Raw genomic sequence first — 24,181 nt, forward strand, 5'->3', positions numbered from 1 at the left:
GCAACCGTGCCATTTGTACCCGATGTTGAGAGAGCCGGTCGATTAAACTGATCCGACGCAAGCCCTAGGTGGCGATACGCCCTAGGTAGTAGCGAAAAGGGGACTGCCATGCTGAGCAAAGAACTTGAAATGACCCTGAACACGGCCTTTACCGTCGCGCGTTCCAAGCGCCACGAGTTCATGACCGTTGAGCACCTGCTGCTAGCGTTGCTGGATAATGCCTCAGCGGTAGACGTACTGAAGGCGTGCGGGGCTAACCTCGATAAGCTGCGGTCCGATCTGCAGGATTTTATCAACTCGACCACCCCGCTGATCCCAGAGGGTCAGGGTGATCGCGAAACACAGCCCACGCTCGGTTTTCAACGCGTTTTACAGCGTGCGGTTTTCCACGTTCAGTCATCTGGTAAAAGTGAAGTTTCCGGCGCGAACGTGCTGGTGGCTATTTTCTCCGAGCAGGAGAGCCAAGCGGTTTACTTCCTTAAGCAGCAAAGCGTGGCCCGCGTTGATGCGGTGAATTATATTGCGCATGGTATCTCTAAAGTAGCTGGCCACGGGCCGTCCCCGTCACCCTCTTCATCAGAAAGTGAAGATGCGGAAGAAGGCAGTAGCGAAGGCGCTGCACACCCGCTTACTGGCTACGCCACCAATCTGAATGAGCAGGCGCGGCTCGGCAAAATCGATCCGTTGATCGGTCGTGATCACGAGTTGGAGCGCGTCGTACAAATCCTGGCGCGTCGTCGCAAAAACAATCCGCTCTTGGTCGGTGAGGCGGGTGTGGGTAAAACCGCGATTGCCGAAGGCTTGGCCAAGCGCATTGTGGAAGAAGATGTACCCGACGTGATTGCCGATGCGGTGGTTTACTCGCTGGATATGGGTGCACTGCTTGCCGGTACGAAATACCGCGGGGATTTTGAAAAGCGCCTCAAGGGCTTGCTGGGTGAGCTTCGTAAACAGCCTAACGCCGTGCTTTTCATTGATGAAATTCATACCGTCATCGGTGCGGGCGCCGCCTCCGGTGGTGTGATGGATGCATCAAACCTGCTCAAGCCGCTGCTCTCTTCGGGTGAGCTGCGCTGCATTGGTTCCACTACTTTTCAAGAGTTCCGGGGCATCTTTGAGAAAGATCGTGCCTTGGCGCGTCGTTTCCAGAAAGTCGACGTGCTGGCGCCCTCTGTTGATGACACCATCAAGATCCTCAAGGGGCTGCGTTCACGCTTTGAAGAGCACCATGAGCTCAAGTACACCGACGGTGCCTTAGAAAGTGCCGCGCGGCTGGCGGATCGCTACATCAATGATCGCTTCCTGCCTGACAAGGCGATTGATGTCATTGACGAGGCGGGGGCGCATCAGCGGCTACTGCCACCGGAAGTTCGAGCTAAAACCATCGACGTGGAGCAAGTGGAAGCCGTCGTCGCCTCCATTGCACGGATCCCGCCGAAGAGCGTTTCAAGCTCCGACCGCAAGCTGCTTGAAAAGCTTGATCGTGACCTGAAAATGCTGGTCTTTGGGCAGGATGAAGCGATCGATAGCCTCTCTGCGGCCATCAAACTGTCCCGTGCGGGGCTTAAATCGCCTGACAAACCGGTGGGTAGCTTCCTATTTGCTGGTCCTACTGGGGTGGGTAAAACCGAAGTAGCCAAGCAGCTCGCCCATATCATGGGTATCGAGCTGGTGCGCTTCGATATGTCCGAGTACATGGAGCGTCACACCGTATCGCGTCTTATCGGTGCGCCTCCCGGTTATGTCGGCTATGACCAGGGCGGCTTGTTAACCGAAGCGGTTACCAAACAGCCTCACTGCGTGTTGCTGCTGGATGAGATCGAGAAAGCGCACCCGGAAGTCTTTAACCTGCTGTTGCAGGTGATGGATCACGGCCGCTTGACGGATAACAACGGTCGCGAAGCCGACTTCCGCCATGTGATCGTCATCATGACGTCCAACGCCGGGGCTGAGCAGGCGTCGCGCCGTTCGATTGGTTTCCAGCACCAAGATCACTCGACCGATGCGATGGAAGTCATCCGGCGTACATTCTCGCCTGAGTTCCGCAACCGCCTGGATGGCATTATACAGTTCCACGCGCTGCCGGTTTCCGTTGTCCGCAACGTGGTCGACAAGTTCTTGATCGAACTGCAGGCGCAGTTGGATGAGAAGCGTGTGCAGCTGGATGTAGACGACATGGCGAGGGATTGGCTGGCCGACAAAGGCTATGATCCGGATATGGGCGCACGCCCCATGGCGCGTCTCATCCAAGAGAAGCTTAAGAAGCCATTAGCCGAGATGATTCTGTTTGGCGAGCTGGCGGATCAGGGTGGCATTGTGCATGTAAGCCTGGAGGAGGGCGAATTACACCTTTCCACCGAGACTGAAATGGCTGATGCGCCCTGAAAAGGGCGCTAAGCAGCGCTACAGCTTGACATTCAAGCACTAGTCATGCCTAAAACGCAGCGCCCTGTCATTGACGGGGCGTTGTCGTTTTTAATGAACAGCCATTGACACTGAACGGCCTGGCGGGAGGGGGCTAGCCGAACGCGTTAACGCTGTAACGACTTAGCGCGAACGGTAAACGATACGGCCTTTAGAAAGATCGTAAGGTGTTAGCTCTACTTTTACCTTGTCGCCGGTCAGAATGCGGATGTAGTTTTTGCGCATCTTGCCAGAGATGTGAGCGGTTACAACGTGGCCGTTCTCCAGCTCAACACGAAACATGGTATTCGGAAGGGTATCGACGATAACGCCTTCCATTTCAATATGATCTTCGCGTGCCATATAGGCATTTCCTCACTTATGAGTTAGTAGTGTTACAATCAGTCAGCATTTGAGTGCCGTTAGGCAGGCGCTCAAGAAACAGCGCTATATTGTGCCGTAAGCCTGCCGTCAAGGCAAAAAAGCTTACTCGTTTAGCGGATTAACTGCCGCCAGTGGCGCCCATCGAGTATTTCCAGCGGTGCAAAAGCCTGTTTGTAGCGCATCTTACGGCACTCTTCGATCCAATACCCTAAATATAGGTGTGGGAGCGCTTTTTCTCGGCTGAGCTCAATCAGCTGAAGAATAGCAAAAGTGCCTAATGAGCGCTTATCCAGCGCTTCGCTCACGGCAAAAAAGGTGTAAATGGCCGAGAGGCCATGCTCCAGTTGATCAAAGGCGGTGACACCGATCAGCTCGTCATGGAGATATATCTCCATGAGATGGGCGTAGGGCTCATCAAGGGTGAGGAAGGTACGGTACTGCTCCCGGCTGGGTGGAAACATATCGCCGTCAGCGTGACGTTGACGAATATAATCCGCATACAAGTCATAGTGGCTTGAAGCATAGTAAGCGGGCATGACGCGAATGGTAAGATCTGCATTACGCCGCCAAATTTTTCGCTGTGTGCGATTAGGCTCGAATGTTTCAACCGGAATGCGTACCGACCGACAGGCGTTGCAGCCTTCGCAGTGGGGGCGGTAAAGATGGCGCCCGCTACGTCGAAACCCAAGCAGTGCCAGTGAGTCATAGACCCCAGGCACGGGTGACTCCTGCGGGTCGAGAAATAGCGTTGTCGCTTCTTTGCCTGGCAGATAGCTGCAGGCATGAGGAACGGTAAGGAAGAAGCGTAAATCCCGCACCGGGCGACGCGGAGTGTTACTACTCACGGCTTGCCTCCTGGGTGAAGCATAATGGGTTCATCTCTTATACGTTAGCCTCGGTGGCAATTGCTTTTAGCCACGGCGATGGAGGAACGATCGGCGTCTCATCGGGTGATGAGGGTAACGTAAACGCCTTACTGGGTAACCAGTTATTAAGATAGTTGATGAATGCTTCGCGAGCGACTGTAATAGCGCCCAGGCTGGCCAAGTGAGGCGTGTGCATTTGGCAGTCGATCAGCTTACCGTCATGCTCGCGCATGGCTCTCGCTAGATGGGCGAGGGCGACTTTAGAAGCATCAGGTGTGCGGGAAAACATGGATTCGCCAAAAAACATTGGCCCCATGGCAATGCCGTACAGGCCGCCCACTAACTGGCCGCCTTGGTGGACTTCAATACTATGGGCAATGCCGAGGGCATGTAGCTGACCGTAGGCGGCACGCATCTCGTTGGTGATCCAGGTGCCGCCTAATTCGTCTCGCGGAGCGGCACAGGCGTGAATAACCTGATCGAAGTGTTGATCCAGGGTGATATGGAAGCCACCATGGCGCAACCGTTTGGTGAGGCTCCGGCGCTGCTTAAATTGCTCGGGTAGGAGTATCATGCGCGGGTCTGGGCTCCACCACAAAATGGGGTCGTCATCGCTAAACCATGGAAATATTCCCTGCCGGTAAGCGTCTACTAGCCAAATGGGTGAAAGCTGCCCACCGGCCGCCAGCAGCCCGTTGGGTGAATCGAGGGCCGTCGATATGGCGGGAAAATTAGGGTATGGCGAGGAAAGCCAAGGCAGCATTAAGTGCTCCTATTGCTAGGGTCGTGAACGACGAACGTTCGTGTACGGCATAGATTCTTGTACGACATGTGTTCTTTACAACGTTCTTCTGCTGAATGCTTAGCAAGAGGCTCTGTGACGGCGGAAGGATGCTCGGTATCATGCAAACTCGCAAGTGGATTAAAGACGCCATTTAGGTGTAAAGGGAGAGTCGCTTGAAAGTGAATAAAGCAGTTAACAAGCGAACGCAGCGTAGCGCGCGTCAAACACCAGCATCGGCTTCTTCTGCGCGTGTTAACGCTGCAAAAGATAAGGCTCGCCGTTTTGGCCTGCGCTTACAAGGCTCTGTGCGCGAAGGTGTCGTGGTGATACTGCTCGCATTGTGTGTATTTTTATTATTAGCACTGTTTAGTTACCACCCCGCCGACCCAGGCTGGTCTTATCAGGGGGCCGAAACGGATGTGCGCAACTGGATGGGGCAGGTGGGGGCATGGTTAGCCGATGTTCTTTATTCATTGCTTGGTGCCAGTGCCTTATGGTGGCCGGGCATGTTTGGTTTTGCCGCCTGGTGGTTGATTCGCTCTCGCCAGGTGCGTTTTGAACTCGATCCGGTGGCGATTGCCGTACACGCAGGTGGATTGGTGTTGCTGATTTTCGGCACCACCATGCTCGGGGCGCTGCATTTTTACCACCCAGATAGCATGCTGCCCTACGCCTCTGGCGGTATCTTGGGCGAGGGCTTGGTCGGCGCATTGAGGCCGCTCGTTGGCAGTGGCGGGGTTGGTTTGATAGCGGCTGCGCTCATTTTAAGCGGCTTTCCGCTGTTCAGCGGTATGTCGTGGCTACAGGTGGCGGATGAACTCGGTAAGCGGATCTGCCGCTTGGGTGGTTGGCTATCAGCTCGACGGCAAGCTCGCCGTATGCGTGCGGCGCAGCGCGCGGCGGCTAAACCCGCACCGACGCCTAAGTCTAAAGCAGAGCCCAACCAGGCAGCCGAGTCAAACGCAACACTGAAAGATAAACAGCCTGCTGAGGTTAAGCCCACGGCTGAGCCGGTCGGTAAAAGTGCCGCTGGCCGTGAACGGCGTGAGCCAGGTTTCTCCATGCCGCTGGATAGCGGCGACACTGACGCTGCCGCCGCTTCTGCACCTAGCCGTGACACGACAGACACCTCCATTCCTTGGGAAGCGGCCGCGTTTTCCAGCAATAAGCATGTGCCTGCTAAAAGCCCCGCGCCTGACGGTGAGCCTTCGATAGAAGCGCCGACCAAATCACCAGTGACGCCAGCCCATCAAGCGGAACAAAAGGCTGAAAGCGCAGCGCCGCCTGCGCCGCGGGAAAATGCGTTCGTACAACCAAGCACGTCGGCGGTAGCGTCTGAGCCTGATGATGCGCCCCAGGAAAAAGCCAGTGCTTTCCCATTGCGTGCGTCGCGCCAGGAAGAGACGACCGAGCCCGCCAGCCAGCACTATTTCGTCAACGATGAAACCGCTGTTAAACAGCATAGTGAGCCATCACTCACCGCTGAGCCAGCGTACACTCCTGAGCCATCGCATTCTGCTGAACCATCACACACAGATGAAATAGCAAAAGCAGAAACGAGCACTCATCGTAGTGATGTTACGGAGCAGACCCCCGTGCACGTTTTTGAGCCCGAGCCTGCCCGTAAACCTGAGCGTGTGGCAGAGGTCGTGCCAGAGCCCGTTTGGGACGACGAAGAGATGGACGACGAAGCGCTGTACCCGGCAGAGCCGCAAGCCGAAACCGTACCAGGGGCTGCTTATTCATCATCTAGACAGTCATCACCTACGACGCCTACGCCAACTGCGCGTCGTGAGCCTACCTTCGCCCCCGATGAGAGTGCGCCAGAAGCGGATGAAGGCCCAGCGCTTTGGACCGTGGAACATTTACAGAGTCAACGGCCTGCCTTTGAAACCATGGACGAGCCAGAAGGCGAGGTGCCGAGCCTGCAACTGCTGACACCGGCAGAGCCGCATCAGCCGAACTATACCGAAGAGCAACTGGCCGATATGGCGGAGCTGCTCGAAGTACGGCTGCGCGAGTACGGCGTTAAGGCGGAAGTCGTCGATACCTGGCCTGGGCCGGTAATTACACGCTTTGAGATCAAGCCCGCGGCGGGCGTGAAGGTCTCCAAAATCAGCAACCTTGCCAAAGATTTGGCGCGCTCCTTGATGGTCAAGAGCGTGCGGGTGGTCGAGGTGATTCCGGGCCGGCCAACAGTAGGCATTGAAATACCTAACCCCAACCGCGCCATGATCCGGCTACGCGAAGTCATCGACTCTGACCGTTACCAGCAGGAAACCTCGCCGCTGACCATGGCGCTGGGGCAAGATATTGGCGGTAGCCCGGTGGTGGCCAACCTGGGCAAGATGCCGCACCTATTGGTCGCGGGTACGACAGGTTCGGGTAAGTCGGTGGGTGTTAACGCCATGCTGATCTCGATGCTGCTCAAGGCGAAGCCCAGCGAGCTGAAGCTGATCATGGTCGACCCTAAAATGCTGGAGCTGTCGGTCTACGACGGCATTCCCCATTTGCTGGCACCGGTGGTCACCGATATGAAAGAGGCGGCCAACAGCCTGCGCTGGTGTGTGGCTGAAATGGAGCGCCGCTATAAGCTAATGGCGGCCATGGGGGTGCGTAATATTGCAGGTTTTAATGGCCGTTTGGATGAAGCCGAACGCGCCGGTGCGCAAGTGGCAGACCCGCTTTGGGAGCCGCAACCCTGGGAAGTACATCAACCGCACCCCGTGTTGAAAAAACTGCCCTACATCGTTGTGGTGATCGACGAATTTGCCGACATGTTCATGATCGTCGGTAAGAAGGTCGAAGAGCTGATTGCCCGTTTGGCGCAAAAAGCACGTGCCGCCGGTATCCATCTGATTCTAGCGACGCAGCGCCCCTCGGTGGATGTGGTGACGGGTCTGATCAAGGCCAATATTCCTTCGCGAATGGCCTTCCAGGTGTCATCGCGCATCGATTCGCGCACCATTCTTGACCAGGGCGGCGCGGAAAGCCTGCTTGGGCACGGTGATATGCTCTATCTGCCCGCCGGTTCCGGGCCGCCTAACCGCATCCACGGTGCCTTTGTGGATGATGACGAAGTACACCGGGTGGTCGATGACTGGAAGCGCCGTGGCGCCCCGGAATATATCGAGGAGATCCTTTCTGGGGGCGTCTCCGCGGATGCCTTGACCGGTCTTGAAGCGGAAGGGGGCGATGGCGACGATGCCGAGCAGGACGCGCTTTACGATGAGGCCGTCCAGTTTGTCACTGAAACGCGTAAAGCGTCGATTTCTGCCGTTCAGCGGCGCTTTAAAATTGGCTATAACCGGGCGGCGCGCTTAGTAGAAGCCATGGAAGGCGCCGGTGTGGTGACATCCATGGGCTCTAATGGCGCACGCGAAGTGCTGGCGCCGCCCCCGGTGGGCCACTAGGTCAAAAAGCCACAATTATGCAATAAGCGTGAAAATAGCGCCGCTGGTGAAACCCTGCGGCGCTTTTCACGTCTTACAACACATGGACGGTTACGCCGACCTCACTGCTTGATTATTGAGCAACCGTTTTGAGCAATCATTCGTTAGCAACGGTTGCCTAGGGAGATCACATGCGCGATACGCAATCAAAACGAACTTCATCGCTGGGTGCTTCACCCCTGGCATTGGCAGCAAGCGCCTTGGGTCTAACCTTCGGTGCCCCCGCATGGGCGGATGATGCAGCCGAGCGTTTGACCGAGCGGCTGGATCCACTCGAGCGTTATCAGGCGTCTTTTGACCAGCAGATTCTCGATGGCAGCGGCGAGCGACTACAGAGCGCACGCGGCGAAATGTGGTTGTCACGCCCGGGTATGCTGCGTTGGGAAGTCGAAGCGCCGTACTCGCAAACCGTGGTTTCCGATGGCGACGATGTCTACATGTATGACCCTGATCTTGAACAAGTCACCGTTCAGGAAATGGATGATCGCGTCACCCATACCCCCGCGCTGCTGCTCTCGGGAAGCGTGGACGATTTAACCGAAAGCTATGAGGTCTTTTACGAGCAGGACGGGGGGGAAGATGTGTTTACCCTGGTACCTATCTCTGCCGATACGCTGTTCGAAGAGTTAAGTATGGTATTCGATGCCGACACGCTAACTGAGCTGTGGATGATGGACAGCACCGGCCAGCGCACCGCGATTACCTTTAGCAATATCACTCTCAATGGCGAGATCGCCTCGGATATGTTTGACTTCGAAATTCCCGAAGGCACGGATGTGATCCGCGAAGAGCTCTAAGAAGAGCTCTAAGAAGAGCTCTAAGAAAGAAGGAGCTTTAAGAAAGCGCTTCAAGCTAGCGTTGTCTGCACAAGCCAGAGAGTAAACCGTCAGGCGCCTTAGGGCGCCTGATCTGCTTCTTGGTCACGATTTTCCCGCCATGCCATGATTTCGCTAAAGCGTTTCTCTTGACCGAAAGGGCTCGGCTTAAAGAAAATGGCTTTAGGCAGCTCGTCAGGCCAGCAATCGTGGGCGCTACCCGCCGGGTAACCATCGGGTTCATTGTGGGCATAGCGGTATCCTTCACCATGGCCCAGTTGCTCCATCAGCTTGGTGGGTGCATTGCGCAGATAGGTCGGCACTTCCACTTGAGGTTGCTGGCTTACATACTGCTTGGCCTCACTCCAGGCACGATCAATGCGGTTGCTTTTAGGCGCCACCGCCAAGTGAATGGCTGCATGGGCTATCGCCCGCTGGCCTTCGTAATCTCCCAGGCGCAGGTAGGCGTCCCAGGCGGCAATAACTAGCGGCAGGGCGCGCGGGTCGGCATTGCCGACATCCTCTGAGGCAATGGCCGTCAGTCTGCGCACCACGTCCAGCGGGTCGCCGCCACCCTGCATGAAGCGCGCCATATACAGCAGCGCGGCATTAGGGCGTGATGAACGAATGGATTTGTGAATCGCCGAGAGCAGGTCGTAGTAGGCGTCGCCCTGCTTATCGAAGGCACTGGCCTGGTGGCCAATCACATCCGCCAGTACGTCCTTATGGAGCACTTCGCGGCCCGCTTCCTGGGTGGCGAAATCACATGCCGTTTCTAAAAGCCCCAGCGCCCGACGGGCATCACCGGCGCTGGCGTGGGCTAGCGCGCTCAACACTTCATCATCGACGACAATATCGCGTTTGCCGAGGCCGCGCTCCACGTCGTTAAGCGCTTGGCGCATTACCGTGATGAGCTCTTCTTGGGTCAGTGATTTCAACACATAAACTCGCGCGCGGGAGAGCAGCGCCGAATTGACCTCGAACGAGGGGTTTTCGGTGGTGGCGCCAATTAGCGTCAGCAGGCCCGACTCCACGTGGGGAAGCAGGGCATCCTGCTGGCTCTTGTTGAGGCGGTGAATCTCATCCAGGAAAAGGATCACCGTCGATGACATTTGTTGGGCTCGCTCCACCACGGCGCGAATCTCTTTTACCCCGGCCATCACCGCGCTAAGGCGCTCTAAATGGGCGTCGGAAGCCCGCGCCAAGAGCTCCGCTAGCGTGGTTTTACCCACGCCCGGCGGCCCCCACAAAATCATCGAACGCACGAGGCCTGATTCCGCCATCCGGCGCAGCGGCTTGTCTGGCCCCACTAACGCCTGCTGGCCTACGTAATCGTCCAGCTGGCGTGGGCGCATGCGAAAGGCGAGTGGGGCGTCTTCAGAAGGTGCTGCGTGGGCGCTATCAAAAAGATCCATGGAAACTTCCGTTGTCATTCGTCACGTAGAACTACTTATTAGCAACAAGTGTCTGTGGTAAAGCGCGGCTTGTCGAACTACCTTTGGCGTAACCTAACAGAAAGATGCACTTGCTAGGATAGCGCCATAGAGGCATTGTTAATGATAACCCCTGTTAGTTAGTTGCTATGCCCCTATGATTGCGTGCCGTTAGCTCTTAGCGTGACGGCAGGCATGACACGATAAAGGAGACGGCTCCATGCTAAACCAACTGCGTCTAGATCATGCCAATATGGCCCGTATGCTTCATGTGCTGCAGCTGAAGCAAAAAACGCTTGCCCAGGGAGAACGGCCCAATTTCAAGCTAATGCGTGAAGTGGTCGATTACATCCTGTCCTACATGGATGGTTTTGCTACCCCGCTGGAAAGGGTGTGCGTTGAGCGACTACAGGCTAAAGCGCCCGACAACGGTGCACTGACCGAGAAGATGGCCAGTGAGTATCGTGAGTTAAAACCCCGCTTGCAGCGTCTATCCAGCGATATCGACATGATCCTGATGGACAACGTCATGCCAATGGATCGTTTTGCCGAAGACCTTAAAGACTATCTAGAGGCGCACAGGGCCTACCTGCGTCACGAACGCGAGGGCCTGTTCCCCCTGATCGACGAACACTTTAGCCAGGAAGATATGGACGAGTTGCGTTCAGCGCTTCCTGCTGGCGCCGAACAGGAGCTAGAACGCCTGCAACAAGCCTACCCTGAACTCTATGCAGAACTGCGCGGGGCGGATGTACCTGCGGTATAGCCACCAATACGGCATTAACCTGGGTCGACGAGCAACAAATTAACAGGCGGGGCATGCTAAACTGGCAGCCCCGTTTTTAGTGAGCAACCGTTCAACCATCGACCAGCTCGGCGCTGAGGAATGAAGCAGGATAGTGATGCGAAGAGAATCATGAAGGGCCCCGTATTAATTTTTGATTCCGGTGTCGGCGGTCTGTCGGTAGCGCATTCGCTGCGCCAACACTACCCCGATGTAGCCATGTGCTACGCCTGTGATAATGCCTGGCTGCCGTATGGGCTGCGCGAAGATTCCGCCCTAACCGAGCGCATCGTGTCGGTCTGTAAAGCCGCGGTAGCTGCTTGCCAGCCTAGCGTGCTGGTGGTTGCCTGTAACACCGCCAGTACGCTGGCGTTGGAGCAACTACGCCAGCAGTTAATGATTCCCGTGGTAGGCACCGTGCCTGCTATCAAGCCTGCTGCCGCACTGAGCCAAACGCGTCACATCGGCTTATTGGCCACCAAGGCCACCGTGGGGCGGCCCTATACCCAGCGCTTGATTGATAGCTTTGCCAGTGACTGCGTCATTACCCGCGTGGCGGCCGATGCCTTGGTGGTAGAGGCAGAGGCCTATTTGGCTGGCATCACGCCCAACGTAGAGCGTATGCAGTCGGCATTGGCGCCGTTATGGCAAGCCGTCACCGCGCCAACCGTGTCTCCCAAGTTGGACACCGTGGTTCTCGGCTGTACCCATTTTCCGTTGCTTAAACCGTGGTTAAGCGAGCTTGCTCCAGCGCCTTTGCATTGGATTGATTCTGGTGACGCGATCGCACGGCGGGTGGCTCAGGTGGTGGATGCGCTCGCCAGTGAACACCAAGATGGCCGCTGTTGGACCACGGCACCCGCGGTAAACTTAACCGCTGGTTTAGCGCGCTATGGATTTAACGCCCCGCAGCTATTGTCCGTGAGTTAATGCATCCTGTTTACCCGCTACTGTTTTCGAAGCTCTATTTTCAAAGCGCAATTTTCAAAACCCTATTTTCAAAACCGAATTATTGAAACCGTATTTTTGAATCCCTATTTCTGAATTTATTCAAGAGGAGCAGCCTTGGCTATCCCCGTCGTAGAACCTGAACGTTATGCCGAGCAGCTAGCCGCCAAGCGCGACTATCTTGAGACGACCTTTGCGCCTTTCCAGCCACCGGCACTAGAAGTGTTTGAATCACCGCCGGGCTACTATCGCCAGCGCTGTGAATTTCGCATTTGGCATGAAGAGAACGATCTCTTCTATGCCATGTTTGAAGTCGATCCTGAGAATCCAAAAAATAAGCGCGTCATTCGCTTAGATCAGTACGCTGTCGCCAGTGAGCGAATCAATCAGCTCATGCCACAGCTGCGTGAGGCCTGTCTGGCGTCTGACGAGCTGCGTCGCAAGCTGTTTCAGGTGGAGTTTTTAACCACGCTCTCCGGCGAGGCGCTGGTCACGCTGATTTATCATCGGCCCTTAGGCGATGAATGGGAGCGCGAAGCACGAGCGCTGGAAGCTGAACTCGGCATCATGATCATTGGCCGCTCCCGCAAACAGCGCATCGTGCTGACCCGTGATCACGTCTGGGAGCGCCTAGAGGTGGATGGTCGCGCGTTGCACTATCAGCAGGTCGAAAACAGCTTCACCCAGCCCAATGCGCATATCTGCCAAAAAATGCTCAGCTGGGCGCGTGAAGTCACCGTTGGCCAGCCAGAGGACGATGCAAAGAAAGATTTGGTCGAGCTTTATTGCGGAAACGGCAATTTTACCATTGCGCTCGCCGAGAATTTCCGTCGCGTCCTCGCCACCGAAATTTCCCGCACATCGGTCGCCAGTGCCAACGTCAATCTGGAAGCCAATGGTGTTACCAACGCGCAAATTGGTCGCATGTCAGCAGAAGAGTTTTCACAAGCGCTGAAGGGCGAAAAGGCCGGGCGTCGCGTGGCAGAAATGGGGTTGGAGGAGTACGATTTTTCCACCGTACTGGTCGACCCGCCCCGCGCTGGGCTAGATGAGCAGAGCTGTGAACAGCTCAGCGAGTACGCTCAGATCGTCTATATTTCATGCAACCCGGCCACATTGGCTGAAAACTTGACCATACTGACCACTACCCATCGCATTGAGCGCTTTGCGCTATTTGACCAGTTCCCGTTTACCGATCACTGTGAGTGCGGGGTATTGTTAACGCGGCGAGATAGTTAATTAGGTTGAATGTGCTAACGCCCTAATGCGTAAACGGTATGCGCCATGAACAACATGTCATGTGATTAGGGACGCGACGATAGGTAGCGTAAGCTAGACGCTATGTTGGCCTAAAGGCCTATTGTCCTTCGTTTTTTGGCCGATCAATGGCCCAGGCAGTCGAGGTGATGGATGCACTACGTTGCGATTGAAGAGAGTCGTCAGGATCTTTTGAAGCAGTTGCAAGAGCGATTATATGCGCGCTTGGAGCCTGCTCGAGCTGCGACCATTGACGCCTTTGCTCGACACTTTTACGCCACCGTGCCGGTGGAAGATCTTGTCGATCGTCGCCTGGACGATCTGTATGGGGCTACGCTTTCGATTTGGCAGTTTTTGCAGCACCATGATCCTAAAAGCCCCAAAGTGCGCGTCTTTAACCCGGATTTTGAAGAGCATGGCTGGCAGTCAACGCATACCTTTGTCGCCGTGTTGCATGAAGATATGCCGTTTTTGGTCGACTCGGTGCGTATCGAGCTCAACCGCCGCGGCTTGACGGTACACGCGATTCAAAACGCGGTACTGGCCGTCGCCCGAGATGACCGCCATCAGTTACAGACCCAAACCTCACCTCGCGATGAGAACGCGCCTGACGCACGTGAGTCCTTGATTGTTATTGAAGTCGACCGACATACCGATGAGGCGTTGCTTGCAAAAATCGAAAGCAACCTCAACGACGTGCTGCGCGATGTGCGCACCGCCGTGGGTGATTACGACGCCATGTGTTCGCAAATCACTGCCTCCATTCAAGAACTGGAAAAGAGCTGCCCGCCGCAGATCGATCCCGATGACCACGAAGAGGCAATTGCCTTTCTAGAGTGGTTGCTGAAAGATAATTTCACCTTCTTGGGTTACGACGAGTATTTGCTCGAAAGCGGCGAATTGAAGCGCGATGCAGATAGCGTTCTGGGCGTTTTCCGCCTGGAACAACCGCGCTACTGCGAACGTATCCGTACCGAAGAGGGCGTCGACGAGCACAACGACTATGTGCTGGTGCCGCAACTGCTCTCGTTTGCCAAGAGTGCTCACCACTCACGGGTGCATCGTCCTACGTACCCAGACTACATCACCGTTGATCGCTACGATGACGACGGCAATGTGATCGGCGAACGACGCTTCTTTGGTCTGTTCACCTCAACGGTGTATAACGAATCTCCGCGTAATATTCCGCTGCTGCGCCGTAAGCTAAAAGCGGTGATGGATATTGCCGGGTTCAACCCCCAGGGCCATAACGGCAAGCAGCTGCTCCAGGTGTTGGAAGTCTACCCCCGCGATGACTTGTTCCAAATCGACACCGAATCGTTGGCCAGTACTTCCCTGGGCATTCTCAATATCCGTGAGCGCCGCCAGGTGCGTCTGTTTATCCGCGCCGATATCAGCGGCAAGTTCTACTCCTGCTTGGTGTTTGTACCGCGTGACGTATTCTCGACGGATCTGCGTCAGCGAATTCAGAACGTATTATGCGATGAACTGGATGCCCACTTTGGCGACTTCAATACCTACTTATCCGAGTCGGTACTGGCGCGCATTCAGTTGATTCTGCGTTTCAACGGCGATGCGCCCAGTGAATACGATCTCAAGCGCCTGGAGAGCAAAGTGGCGCGGCTGGCGCGTAGCTGGCGCGACGAGCTACACAACGCCATGGTGGAAGGGTTCGGCGAAGAGCGTGCCAACAGCCTCATGGATCACTTCCGCGAAGCATTCTCAGCCAGCTACCGTGAAGACTTCTCGGCACGCACCGCCGTGTTCGATGTGCAGCATCTCTTGACCCTGAACAACGGCGACGATTTATCGCTGTCGCTCTATCGCCCGCTGGAAGAGCAGGGCGGGGGTGTTAACCTAAAGCTGTTCCATCGCGAATCGCAAATTCCGCTCTCTGATGTGCTGCCGATGATGGAAAACCTCGGCCTGCGCGTGATTGGCGAGCGCCCTTACGATATCAACGCCCCTGAACAGCGCTACTGGATTCACGATTTTGAACTAGAGCACAGCGGTGCGGATGTCAGCCTGGGCGATATGCGTGACGTGTTTACAGAGGCGTTCAAGCGTATCTGGTCCGGCGAAGCCGACAACGATGCCTTCAACCGCTTGATTATCGGCGCCGGGCTGGACTGGCGTGAAGTCGCCATGCTGCGTGGCTATGCGCGCTATTTGAAGCAGATACGCTTTGGCATGTCCCAGGACTATATTGCCGCGACGCTGGCCAACTACCCGGCCATCACGCGCGAGCTGGTCGAACTATTCCGTCTTCAATTTGATCCTGAGCAGCAGGATCATGCCACTGATGAATGTGTCGCCAGCTTGAATGAGCGCCTTGAAGGCGTGGCCAGTCTTAACGATGACCAGCTGCTGCGCCGCTTTATGGAGCTGATTCTCGCTACGCTGCGTACCAACTATTACCAGCTCGTCGAGGGCGGGCGCTTTAAAGACTATATCGCTTACAAACTCGAGCCCTCCAAAGTGACCGGCATGCCCAAGCCGCGCCCGATGTTCGAGATTTTCGTCTGCTCGCCGCGGGTGGAAGGTGTTCACCTGCGTGGCGGCAAAGTCGCTCGCGGTGGTCTGCGCTGGTCGGATCGCTTTGAAGATTACCGCACCGAAGTGTTGGGCCTGGTAAAAGCGCAACAAGTAAAAAATGCCGTTATTGTGCCGGTGGGGGCAAAAGGCGGTTTCGTGTGCAAGCGCATGCCGGAAAACGCCAGCCGCGATGTCGTTCAGAAAGAGGGTATCGCCTGTTACCAAATCTTTATCCGCGCGCTGCTGGATGTTACCGACAACTTGGTGGGTAGCGATGTGGTGCCGCCGGAAAACGTTGTTCGCCACGATGAAGATGACGCCTATTTGGTAGTGGCTGCCGACAAAGGCACGGCGACCTTCTCGGACATCGCCAACGAGATTTCCCTAGAGTATGGCCACTGGCTGGGTGATGCTTTTGCCTCCGGCGGTGCCAACGGCTATGACCACAAGAAAATGGGCATCACCGCCCGCGGTGCTTGGGAATCGGTTAAGCGCCACTTCAAGAATCTGGATGTGGATACCCAGCGCGATCTGTTCAGCGTGGTCGGGATTGGTGACATGGCCGGCGATGTGTTCGGTAACGGCATGCTGCTCTCCGACAAGATCCAACTAGTCGGCGCCTTCAACCACCTGCACATCTTTGTTGATCCTAATCCGGATGCAGAAGCATCGTTTGCCGAGCGCAATCGGTTGTTCGCACTGCCACGCTCCAGCTGGGAAGACTACAGCCAGGAATTGATCTCTGCAGGCGGCGGCATCTTTAGTCGCAGTGCTAAGTCAATCACCATCACCCCGGAAATGCAGCAGGTGTTTGGCATTCAGGAGTCACGCCTGTCGCCTAACGAATTGATCCGCGCGATGCTCAAATCCAAAGTGGATTTGATCTGGAACGGCGGTATCGGTACCTATGTGAAAGGCTCCGATGAAACCGATGCGGATGTCGGTGACAAAGCCAATGACACCCTGCGTATCAATGGCAACGATCTGAACTGCCGCGTAGTGGGTGAGGGCGGTAACCTCGGTTTGACCCAGCGTGGCCGTATGGAAGCCGCCGCCAAAGGCGTGCGCGTCTATACGGACTTCATTGACAACGCGGGCGGGGTGAACTGCTCTGACCACGAGGTCAATATCAAGATATTGATCGATGAAGTCGTCAAACGCGGTGACATGACCGATAAACAGCGTAATCAGCTGCTGGCGGAAATGACCGATGAAGTGTCAGAGCTGGTGATTCTGGATAATTACCGCCAAAGCCAGGCGCTGGATCTATCGGCGATCCTCTCCGACCAATCGATGGGTCCCTACCGTCGCTTTATCAGCGAGTTGGAAGCCACCGGGCAGATTGATCGTGAGCTGGAGTTCCTGCCCACCGATGAGGTGCTAAAAGAGCGCGCCAGTAATGACCAAGGGATGCGCTTGCCTGAGCTGTCGGTTCTGATCTCCTACGCCAAAAGTACCTTGAAAGGCGACTTGATTACCTCGGACGTACCTGACGATCAGTATATTCACCGCCACCTGGAACGCCTGTTCCCCTCGGTGCTGGTGGAACGCTTTAAAGATGAAATGTACGAACACCGTCTGAAGCGTGAAATCGTCGCGACCCAGGTGGCTAACGATCTGGTCGATCATATGGGTATCGTCTTTGTACGCCGCCTGATGGACTCCACCGGCGCGGGGCGCGCCGATATCGCCCGCGCCTATATCGTGGCCCGTGACAGCTTTAATCTGCCTGGGCTGTGGGCGCAAATCGAAGCCCTCGATAACCAAGTGCCCAACCGCATTCAGTATTCGATGATGCTCGATCTGATGCGCTTGATCCGCCGTGCCACGCGCTGGTTCGTGCGTCAGCATTTAGGGCTCTCTACGCAGGATACCATTGAGTATTTTGCTCCCCGCCTGGCCCAGCTGCAGGAAGGCATTGGTGAGCTGCTCAGTGGCGAAGAACTGAGCGCCTGGAACACTCGCCGTGATGAGCTATTGGAGGCCGGTGTGCCGGATGCTCTCGCCTCTACCGTGGCGGCGTCATCGAGCCTCTATGCGGGGCTGGGTATTATCCAGGCCGCGCGCCTGACCAATGAGAAACCGCAGCGGGTGGCGGAAGTGCTCTACGAAATTGGCAGCCGTCTGGAACTACCCTGGATGATCCAACAGGTAACCCAACTGGAAGTGCGTGATGCTTGGCAGGCTCAAGCGCGGGAAACCTTTCGCGACGACATCGAACGCCAGCAGTTGGCGTTGACCACCAGCGTGCTGAAGCTCGATGCGGGAAGCCGCGATACCCAAGAGCGGGTGGCACAATGGTTGGATCAGCACGCCGATCTGCATCGCCGCTGGTGCCGTTTGATTGAAGAGGTGCGCGGTGGCAGTGAAGGCGGCTTCGCCCTCTTCGCCGTAGCAGTACGCGAACTGGTGGATCTGGCGGAAAGCGATAGCGAAGCTTAGAGGGCTCTGGTCCACTAAACTCAAGCGTGAACGCTTAGTTAAAGCGCGCTCTGGTTCTCCACCAGAGCGCGCTTTATTGCGTTATACTAGGGCCCGTTTTCAGCCCCCGCTTCAAGAGACCCACTATGTACAACCTCGCCCGCTCGCTGTTCTTTCGCGTTGACCCAGAAACCTCTCACGGTATGGCGTTGGGTGCGTTGGAGGTACTACATCGGGTAGGGGGCGTTGCGCGGCTGTTTGGCCGTCGGGTGGATGATCCGATTGAATTGATGGGGCTGCGATTTGCCAATCGAGTGGGGTTGGCGGCCGGGCTGGACAAAAATGCCGATCATCTAGACGCCTTGGGCGCGCTGGGGTTTGGCTTTGTGGAAGTGGGCACCGTGACGCCCAAAGCTCAACCCGGTAACCCAAAGCCTAGGCTGTTCCGCTTAGCGCAGCATGAGGCGATCATCAACCGCTTTGGTTTTAATAACAAAGGCGTTGAACATCTGATTGCTCAGGTCAAGCAGCGCCACTACGACGGCATTGTGGGCATCAATATTGGTAAGAACCTGACGACGCCGGTAGAGCAGGCGCTGGATGATTATCTGGTGTGCTTGGACGCTGTGCATCCATACGCCGATTACGTTGCGGTTAATGTCTCCTCGCCGAATACGCCTGGGCTACGTACCCTACAATTTGGCGAGCAACTCGACGCGCTGTTGGGGCCTATTCGAACGCGGGCCAGTGAATTGAATCACCAGTCGGGGCGCAGTGTCCCGTTGCTGATTAAAATTGCCCCAGACATGAGCGAAGAAGAGGTCGCGCTGATGGCGGAAAGTATTGCTCGCAATGCCCTTGATGGCGTGATTGCGACCAATACCACCGTTTCACGCGCAGGGATGGAAGGCGAACCGCAAGCGGAAGAGGCAGGTGGGCTTTCGGGCAAGCCGGTCTTCGAGGCATCCAACCGGGTGATTCGTCAATTGCGTGAGCATCTTCCCCAACTGCCCATTATTGGTGTCGGCGGGATCGATAGCGCGGCGGCCGCCCAGGCAAAAATCGCCGCCGGGGCGGACTTGGTGCAGCTCTATTCGGGATTGATTTATCAAGGACCGCGGTTGGTCGGCGAATGCGCTCGTGCATTGCAAGGGCAGAAAACGGTACGTTAGCCGCAGGGGTACTTGGCGCTAAGCAGGGTCGCTTGGCGCTAAAAAGCCCACTGTGAAAGTGGGCTCAGTTAAAATCTGTCGTTTAAACATTACCCTTCATTGTGTCATCAGAAGGTATAAGTAAACATCAGAAGGTATAAGACGTTACGTCATGACCATGGGGTTTTTATGGATACCGGAAATGCCGGTCATCCCGTCCCACTGGTCGCCGCGACCTTCACGCCAACCGCTCATCCAGTATTCGCGTAAATTAATATCTTGACTCGGGCAGTCGTCACGAGAACGACCCGATACACCCGCTTTGTAGCCGTGGACATAAGCCCGCTGGAAGCGATCACGTTTTTGCCGTTTCATTGGCTAACCTCTTTTCACGAAAGCCTTTGATAAGAAATAGGATGTTATTAACAAAATTTATCAATAACAGCCGCTATTCCGAGAACTTGCTTCAAGAGCGAGATGCCGCTTCAACCTAGACGTCAGGCGCTCACGGGCTGAACGAGCCGAGCGGCCATCTCTAGCAAAGAACACTTACAAGCCATAGGCCAAGTCTTAGACTGACCCTGACAAGCAACGCATGCGTTTTTCAGTAGCTACTCTCTTATTGTTAGACCATGATGGGGTCATCTGTCGACTATCAAATTGTCATAAAACGTAAACTCATTTGCTATATACAGGGATATCGCGCCTTTACGCGCCGCTATTATCATGACCGAGTCGAACCAAACCGCTGCCCTGAACTTGCTCGCCACTTGCCCCAAAGGCATCGAAGGCCTGCTCCACGACGAACTCATAGCACTGGGCGCCACGCCGGGTAAAACCACCGTGGCAGGCGTCTATTTCACTGCCAGCCAAGCGATCGCTTATCGTGTTTGCCTGTGGTCTCGGTTAGCCAACCGGGTCATTTTGACCCTGGTACGCGAATCGATGATCGATACCGCCGAGCAAGTGCGCGATGTGGTCGCCCGCATTGCCTGGCCACAGCACCTGGCACCGGGCAAAACGCTGGCCGTCGATTTCCATGGCCGCAGCGAACACATTCGCCACACCCGCTTTGGCGCGCAAACCGTTAAAGACGGCATTGTCGATGCGCTTCAACTGGCCGGGCAGGAACGCCCCAATGTGGATACCAAAACCCCACATTTGCGCGTCTATGCCCACCTGCACCGGATGAATTTAACCATTGGGCTGGATCTCTCAGGTGAGAGTCTCCACCGCCGTGGTTATCGCCGTGACGTAGGCCATGCACCGCTAAAAGAGAATCTGGCGGCGGCACTGCTGGTGCGCGCAGGCTGGCCCGAGCGCTTAAAAGCGGGAGAGCCGTTGATTGATCCGCTGTGCGGTGCAGGCACGCTGCTGATCGAAGCCGCCATGATGGCCGCTGACCAAGCGCCTAACCTGAATCGTGAGCGGTTCGGTTTTCACGGCTGGGCAGGCCACGATGATCTCGCTTGGCAGGAACAGAAGCGCGAAGCCGATGCGCGCGCGTCGATTGGTCGCAAGCGCTGTAAAGCCCAGCTACTCGGCTTTGATCAGAGCCCCGCAGCACTGACGGCAGCGAAATCCAATGCCATGCGCGCGGGTATTCCAGCCTTGATAAGCCTGCATGGTCAAAGCCTTGTCCAGTTGACGCGACCCGAAACACTGACGGCTGAGAGCGGCCTGCTGATCACCAATCCCCCTTACGGCGAGCGGTTGGGTGAATTACCAGAACTGGTGCGTCTATACGCCCAGCTTGGTGAGAAAGCCAAAGCGCTATTCCCCGGCTGGACCCTGGCGGTATTTACCGGTAACCCGGATCTAGGCCACCGGCTGGGCATGCGTGCGCACAAGCAGTACGCGCTTAAAAACGGCGCGCTAGATGCCAAGCTACTGCTTATGGAGATTGGTGGCACTGAGCATGCGCCTGCCGCGAGCGATACAAAGCCTGTTCAGAGCGAGAGTAGTGCAGTGGCGACGCCTAGTGATAAGGTGAGCGAAGAGCAAGCCGCCCACAAAAATCAAGACAATGCGCAGATGTTCGCCAATCGACTGATTAAAAATCAGAAGCGCTTGAAGAAATGGCTGAAGCAGAGCGGTGAAACCAGCTATCGCGTTTATGATGCCGATATGCCGGAATACGCCCTGGCGGTGGATCGTTACGGTGATCGGGTACATGTACAAGAGTACGCGGCACCTAGCTCGATCAACCCAGCCCAGGCGCAAAAGCGCTTGTACGATGCCTTGGAAGTCATGCCCGAGGCGCTTAACGTTGATGCCAGCAAAATCTATATCAAACGCCGCGAACGCCAAACCGGCAGCGCCCAGTACCAGAAGCGGGCCGCCAGCGGTGAACGCTTTGAGGTGCAGGAGGGCGCAGCACGGCTATGGGTCAACCTGCGTGACTATCTGGATACCGGGCTGTTCCTTGACCATCGGCCGGTTCGGCGCATGCTGGGCGAAATGGCCAGCGGTAAGCGCTTTTTAAATCTGTTCTGTTATACCGCCACCGCGACCGTACAGGCGGCCTTGGGTGGAGCCAGTGACAGTGTGAGCGTGGATATGTCCAACACCTACCTGGAGTGGGCCAAGGACAACTTTGCGCTGAACAAACTCGATACACGGCTGCATCGTGTGATTCGCGACGACTGTTTCCGCTGGCTGGAAACGGCCAACGCCGAGTTCGACCTGATCTTTATGGATCCGCCGACCTTTTCCAACTCCAAGAAAATGCGCGATACCCTTGATGTGCAGCGTGACCATCCGCGACTGGTGGAACTCGCCATGGCGCGCTTGGCACCGGGTGGCACGTTAGTGTTTTCGAATAATCAACGGCGTTTTAAACTCGATGAAGCGCTTTACCAGCAGTATGCGGTCGAGGACATCACCGGGCGTAGCTTCGACCCCGATTTCCAGCGGCGTACGAATCTTCACCATGTGTTTATACTGCGCCACAAAGCGGCGTAAGAGAGCCATCGTATGAAAAGAGTCTTTGCATGATTCATCTATCGCTTTACACCACGCTGGGTTGCCACCTATGCACTCAATTGGAAGGGCTGGTGGCGACACTCGCCAATCAGAAGGTGTGGCTGCACCATATCGAAATCAGTGATGACGATGCGCTTGTCGAGCGCTACGGCGTGCGGATACCGGTGCTGGTGGATAGCGATGGAAATGAGTTGGATCGTGGCTTTGAGCTAGAACGCTTAAGCGATTGGTTGCGTGAACGCGGCTGGCTGGATGAAGCGGCCCTGGAAGCGTTTACCGCACCACCCGATACCTCCGCCCCCAAAGGGGCGCATGAGCGTGACGGGCGGCGCTTTCTGGGCTAACCCCTAGCGGCCCTAAAGTGTATCCAGTAGCGATAGTTGGCGCATGGCCTCCTGGCCCTCGGGAGTATGATCGGCCACGTCCAGTACCTTGCGAAAACCCCGCGAGGACTGGATGGTGGTTTCGTCCTCAAGCCACATCTGGGCCAGCTCCAGCGTGTCGGCTAGCTGATGCTTTAGACCGCCAAACTGAGTGCCGATTTGCCCCCAGGCGCGGCTGAAAATCCAGTCACCAAACATATCCTGGTGAATATGAACCAACACATAGTCATGGTTGGTTTCCCAGCGTACGATCACAACACTCTCCTTACTTAGCTTTTAAAAGATAGCCTTTAAAAGATAGCCTTTAAACTCGCCTGCCCATCAAGCCGTCGCGGGCGGTATTGTAAAGCCCGGATACCCAAACGCCTATGAAACTTGTCATCGACGCCAATATCCCCGCTGCCGAGCACTGCTTCGGCCATTTCGGTACGCTCACCCGCGTGCCAGGGCGGGAGATAAACGCCGCCCACCTTCGGGATGCCGACGCGCTCATCGTGCGCTCCATTACCCAGGTCAACGATAAGCTGCTTGCCGATAGCCCCGTACGTTTTGTGGGTACGTGCACCATTGGCACCGACCATATCGACCAGGCGGCGCTGGCGCAGCGCAATATCGACTTCGCCAGTGCACCAGGCTGCAACGCCGAAGCGGTGGTTGATTATGTATTGAGCAGCTTGCTGACCCTGGCGGAGCGCGATGGCTGGGCTCTTGGCGAGCGAGCCGTGGGGATTGTGGGGGTGGGCAATGTCGGCAGCAGACTGCAGGCGCGACTAACCGCCATGGGCGTCGCAACGCTGGCCTGTGATCCGCCCAGAGCCGACGAGGAGGGCCAGACAGGCTTTCACTCGTTAGATGCCCTGATCGAGCGCTGTGATGTGCTCTGCCTGCATACCCCACTAACCCGCGAAGGCCCACACGCGACGTATCAACTACTCAATGCTCAACGTATCGGTGAGTTAGCGCCGGGCAGTGTGCTGCTTAATGCTGGGCGGGGCGACTGTGTGGATGGCTTGGCGCTGCGCAGCCGATTGTCGGGTAAAGGGGACATTAAGGCGGTGTTGGATGTGTGGGAAGCGGAGCCGGATATTGATGCTGGCTTGCGTGATCTGGTTTCTATAGCAACACCGCATATAGCGGGGCACAGTTTGGATGGCAAGCTACGCGGCACGTGGATGATTCAACAGGCGCTAGCGCGTCACTGCGGCCAGCCCAGTGAATTTACGTTCGCCGATATTTGCCCGCCGCCCGCACTGGCATCGCTGCATTTGCAGCACGCGCTACCGCCAGAAGATGCGCTAAGGCTCTGCATGAGAGCGGTGTACGACGTGCGCCGCGACCACGATGCTCTCCAGCGCCAAACGCTGCATCACTGCATGCACAAAGGCTTTGACGACTGCCGCGCCAACTACCCGCTGCGGCGCGAATTCGCCACGCTCAGTGTGCAGCTGTCAGGGGAGGCGGTAGCGCTGGAAGGCTTATTGCGTGGGGCGGGGTTTCCCTGCAGTCATAGTGAGGATTTCTGACTATTGTCATTGGAGACGCTTGTCTCTTGTCATAACGAGTTGCTCCAGCATTGTCAT

General features: G+C 56.2%; 17 protein-coding genes. 11 read left to right on the forward strand and 6 right to left on the reverse strand.

The genetic code is table 11. The features are described 5' to 3' along the window. Positions 1-108 precede the first annotated feature (108 nt). Complete coding sequence (clpA, locus tag CXF87_RS07000) at positions 109-2,385, forward strand: ATP-dependent Clp protease ATP-binding subunit ClpA (protein ID WP_101146103.1); 2,277 nt, start codon at positions 109-111, stop codon at positions 2,383-2,385. Positions 2,386-2,547: 162 nt separating this feature from the next. On the opposite strand, the gene infA is transcribed toward clpA, so the two are convergent. The 3 genes from infA to aat form a co-directional block, all read right to left on the reverse strand. Further along, positions 2,548-2,766, reverse strand: a complete 219-nt coding sequence (infA, locus tag CXF87_RS07005; protein WP_007111068.1) for a translation initiation factor IF-1 — start codon at positions 2,764-2,766, stop codon at positions 2,548-2,550. Positions 2,767-2,897: 131 nt separating this feature from the next. Next, positions 2,898-3,632: an arginyltransferase gene (locus CXF87_RS07010; protein WP_101146104.1), complete on the reverse strand. Its 735-nt coding sequence runs from the start codon at positions 3,630-3,632 to the stop codon at positions 2,898-2,900. Positions 3,633-3,669: 37 nt separating this feature from the next. Beyond that, the gene (gene aat / locus CXF87_RS07015; RefSeq protein ID WP_101146105.1) at positions 3,670-4,416 is read right to left on the reverse strand and encodes a leucyl/phenylalanyl-tRNA--protein transferase; all 747 of its coding nucleotides are present in this window, start codon (positions 4,414-4,416) and stop codon (positions 3,670-3,672) included. Positions 4,417-4,610: 194 nt separating this feature from the next. Here aat and CXF87_RS07020 point away from each other — a divergent pair, with 194 nt between their 5' ends. Next, a complete protein-coding gene (locus tag CXF87_RS07020) occupies positions 4,611-7,850 on the forward strand; it encodes a DNA translocase FtsK (protein WP_101146106.1) in 3,240 nt (1,079 codons plus the stop codon). A gap of 170 nt (positions 7,851-8,020) precedes the next feature. Continuing rightward, complete coding sequence (gene lolA / locus CXF87_RS07025; RefSeq protein WP_101146107.1) at positions 8,021-8,686, forward strand: outer membrane lipoprotein chaperone LolA; 666 nt, start codon at positions 8,021-8,023, stop codon at positions 8,684-8,686. Between the two features lie 98 nt (positions 8,687-8,784). Here lolA and CXF87_RS07030 read toward each other — a convergent pair whose 3' ends face one another. Beyond that, complete coding sequence (locus CXF87_RS07030) at positions 8,785-10,119, reverse strand: replication-associated recombination protein A (RefSeq protein WP_101146108.1); 1,335 nt, start codon at positions 10,117-10,119, stop codon at positions 8,785-8,787. A 238-nt stretch (positions 10,120-10,357) separates the two neighbouring features. On the opposite strand from CXF87_RS07030, the gene CXF87_RS07035 reads away from it, so the two are divergent. From CXF87_RS07035 to CXF87_RS07055, 5 genes are all read left to right on the forward strand, one after another. Further along, positions 10,358-10,903, forward strand: coding sequence for a hemerythrin domain-containing protein (locus CXF87_RS07035; protein ID WP_101146109.1), 546 nt, complete (start codon positions 10,358-10,360; stop codon positions 10,901-10,903). 150 nt (positions 10,904-11,053) lie between these two features. After that, positions 11,054-11,851 (forward strand): glutamate racemase, encoded by a 798-nt coding sequence (gene murI, locus CXF87_RS07040; RefSeq protein WP_101146110.1) that lies wholly within the window; start codon positions 11,054-11,056, stop codon positions 11,849-11,851. A gap of 135 nt (positions 11,852-11,986) precedes the next feature. Next, the gene (gene trmA, locus CXF87_RS07045) at positions 11,987-13,108 is read left to right on the forward strand and encodes a tRNA (uridine(54)-C5)-methyltransferase TrmA (RefSeq protein WP_101146111.1); all 1,122 of its coding nucleotides are present in this window, start codon (positions 11,987-11,989) and stop codon (positions 13,106-13,108) included. Positions 13,109-13,279: 171 nt separating this feature from the next. Then, entirely contained in the window at positions 13,280-18,103 is a 4,824-nt protein-coding gene (locus tag CXF87_RS07050; RefSeq protein WP_101146112.1) for an NAD-glutamate dehydrogenase, read from the forward strand. A 125-nt stretch (positions 18,104-18,228) separates the two neighbouring features. After that, entirely contained in the window at positions 18,229-19,254 is a 1,026-nt protein-coding gene (locus CXF87_RS07055) for a quinone-dependent dihydroorotate dehydrogenase (protein ID WP_101146113.1), read from the forward strand. Between the two features lie 144 nt (positions 19,255-19,398). Here the strand turns inward: CXF87_RS07055 and rmf are convergent, their stop codons facing one another. Then, positions 19,399-19,608 carry a ribosome modulation factor gene (gene rmf / locus CXF87_RS07060; RefSeq protein ID WP_035577708.1) on the reverse strand — a complete coding sequence of 70 codons (210 nt, stop codon included), beginning with the start codon at positions 19,606-19,608 and terminating at the stop codon, positions 19,399-19,401. Between the two features lie 351 nt (positions 19,609-19,959). Between rmf and rlmKL the strand changes: the two genes are divergently transcribed. Then, positions 19,960-22,197 (forward strand): bifunctional 23S rRNA (guanine(2069)-N(7))-methyltransferase RlmK/23S rRNA (guanine(2445)-N(2))-methyltransferase RlmL, encoded by a 2,238-nt coding sequence (rlmKL, locus tag CXF87_RS07065; protein ID WP_101146114.1) that lies wholly within the window; start codon positions 19,960-19,962, stop codon positions 22,195-22,197. Positions 22,198-22,226: 29 nt separating this feature from the next. Next, positions 22,227-22,562 carry a glutaredoxin family protein gene (locus CXF87_RS07070; RefSeq protein ID WP_008958420.1) on the forward strand — a complete coding sequence of 112 codons (336 nt, stop codon included), beginning with the start codon at positions 22,227-22,229 and terminating at the stop codon, positions 22,560-22,562. Positions 22,563-22,574: 12 nt separating this feature from the next. Here the strand turns inward: CXF87_RS07070 and CXF87_RS07075 are convergent, their stop codons facing one another. Next, on the reverse strand, positions 22,575-22,856 hold the full coding sequence (locus tag CXF87_RS07075; protein WP_101146115.1) for a hypothetical protein: 282 nt from the start codon (positions 22,854-22,856) through the stop codon (positions 22,575-22,577). A 113-nt stretch (positions 22,857-22,969) separates the two neighbouring features. On the opposite strand from CXF87_RS07075, the gene pdxB reads away from it, so the two are divergent. Continuing rightward, a complete protein-coding gene (gene pdxB, locus CXF87_RS07080; RefSeq protein ID WP_101146116.1) occupies positions 22,970-24,124 on the forward strand; it encodes a 4-phosphoerythronate dehydrogenase PdxB in 1,155 nt (384 codons plus the stop codon). Positions 24,125-24,181 lie beyond the last annotated feature (57 nt).

This window comes from Halomonas sp. MES3-P3E, assembly GCF_002836035.1.
GTDB classification, from domain to species: domain Bacteria; phylum Pseudomonadota; class Gammaproteobacteria; order Pseudomonadales; family Halomonadaceae; genus Vreelandella; species Vreelandella arctica.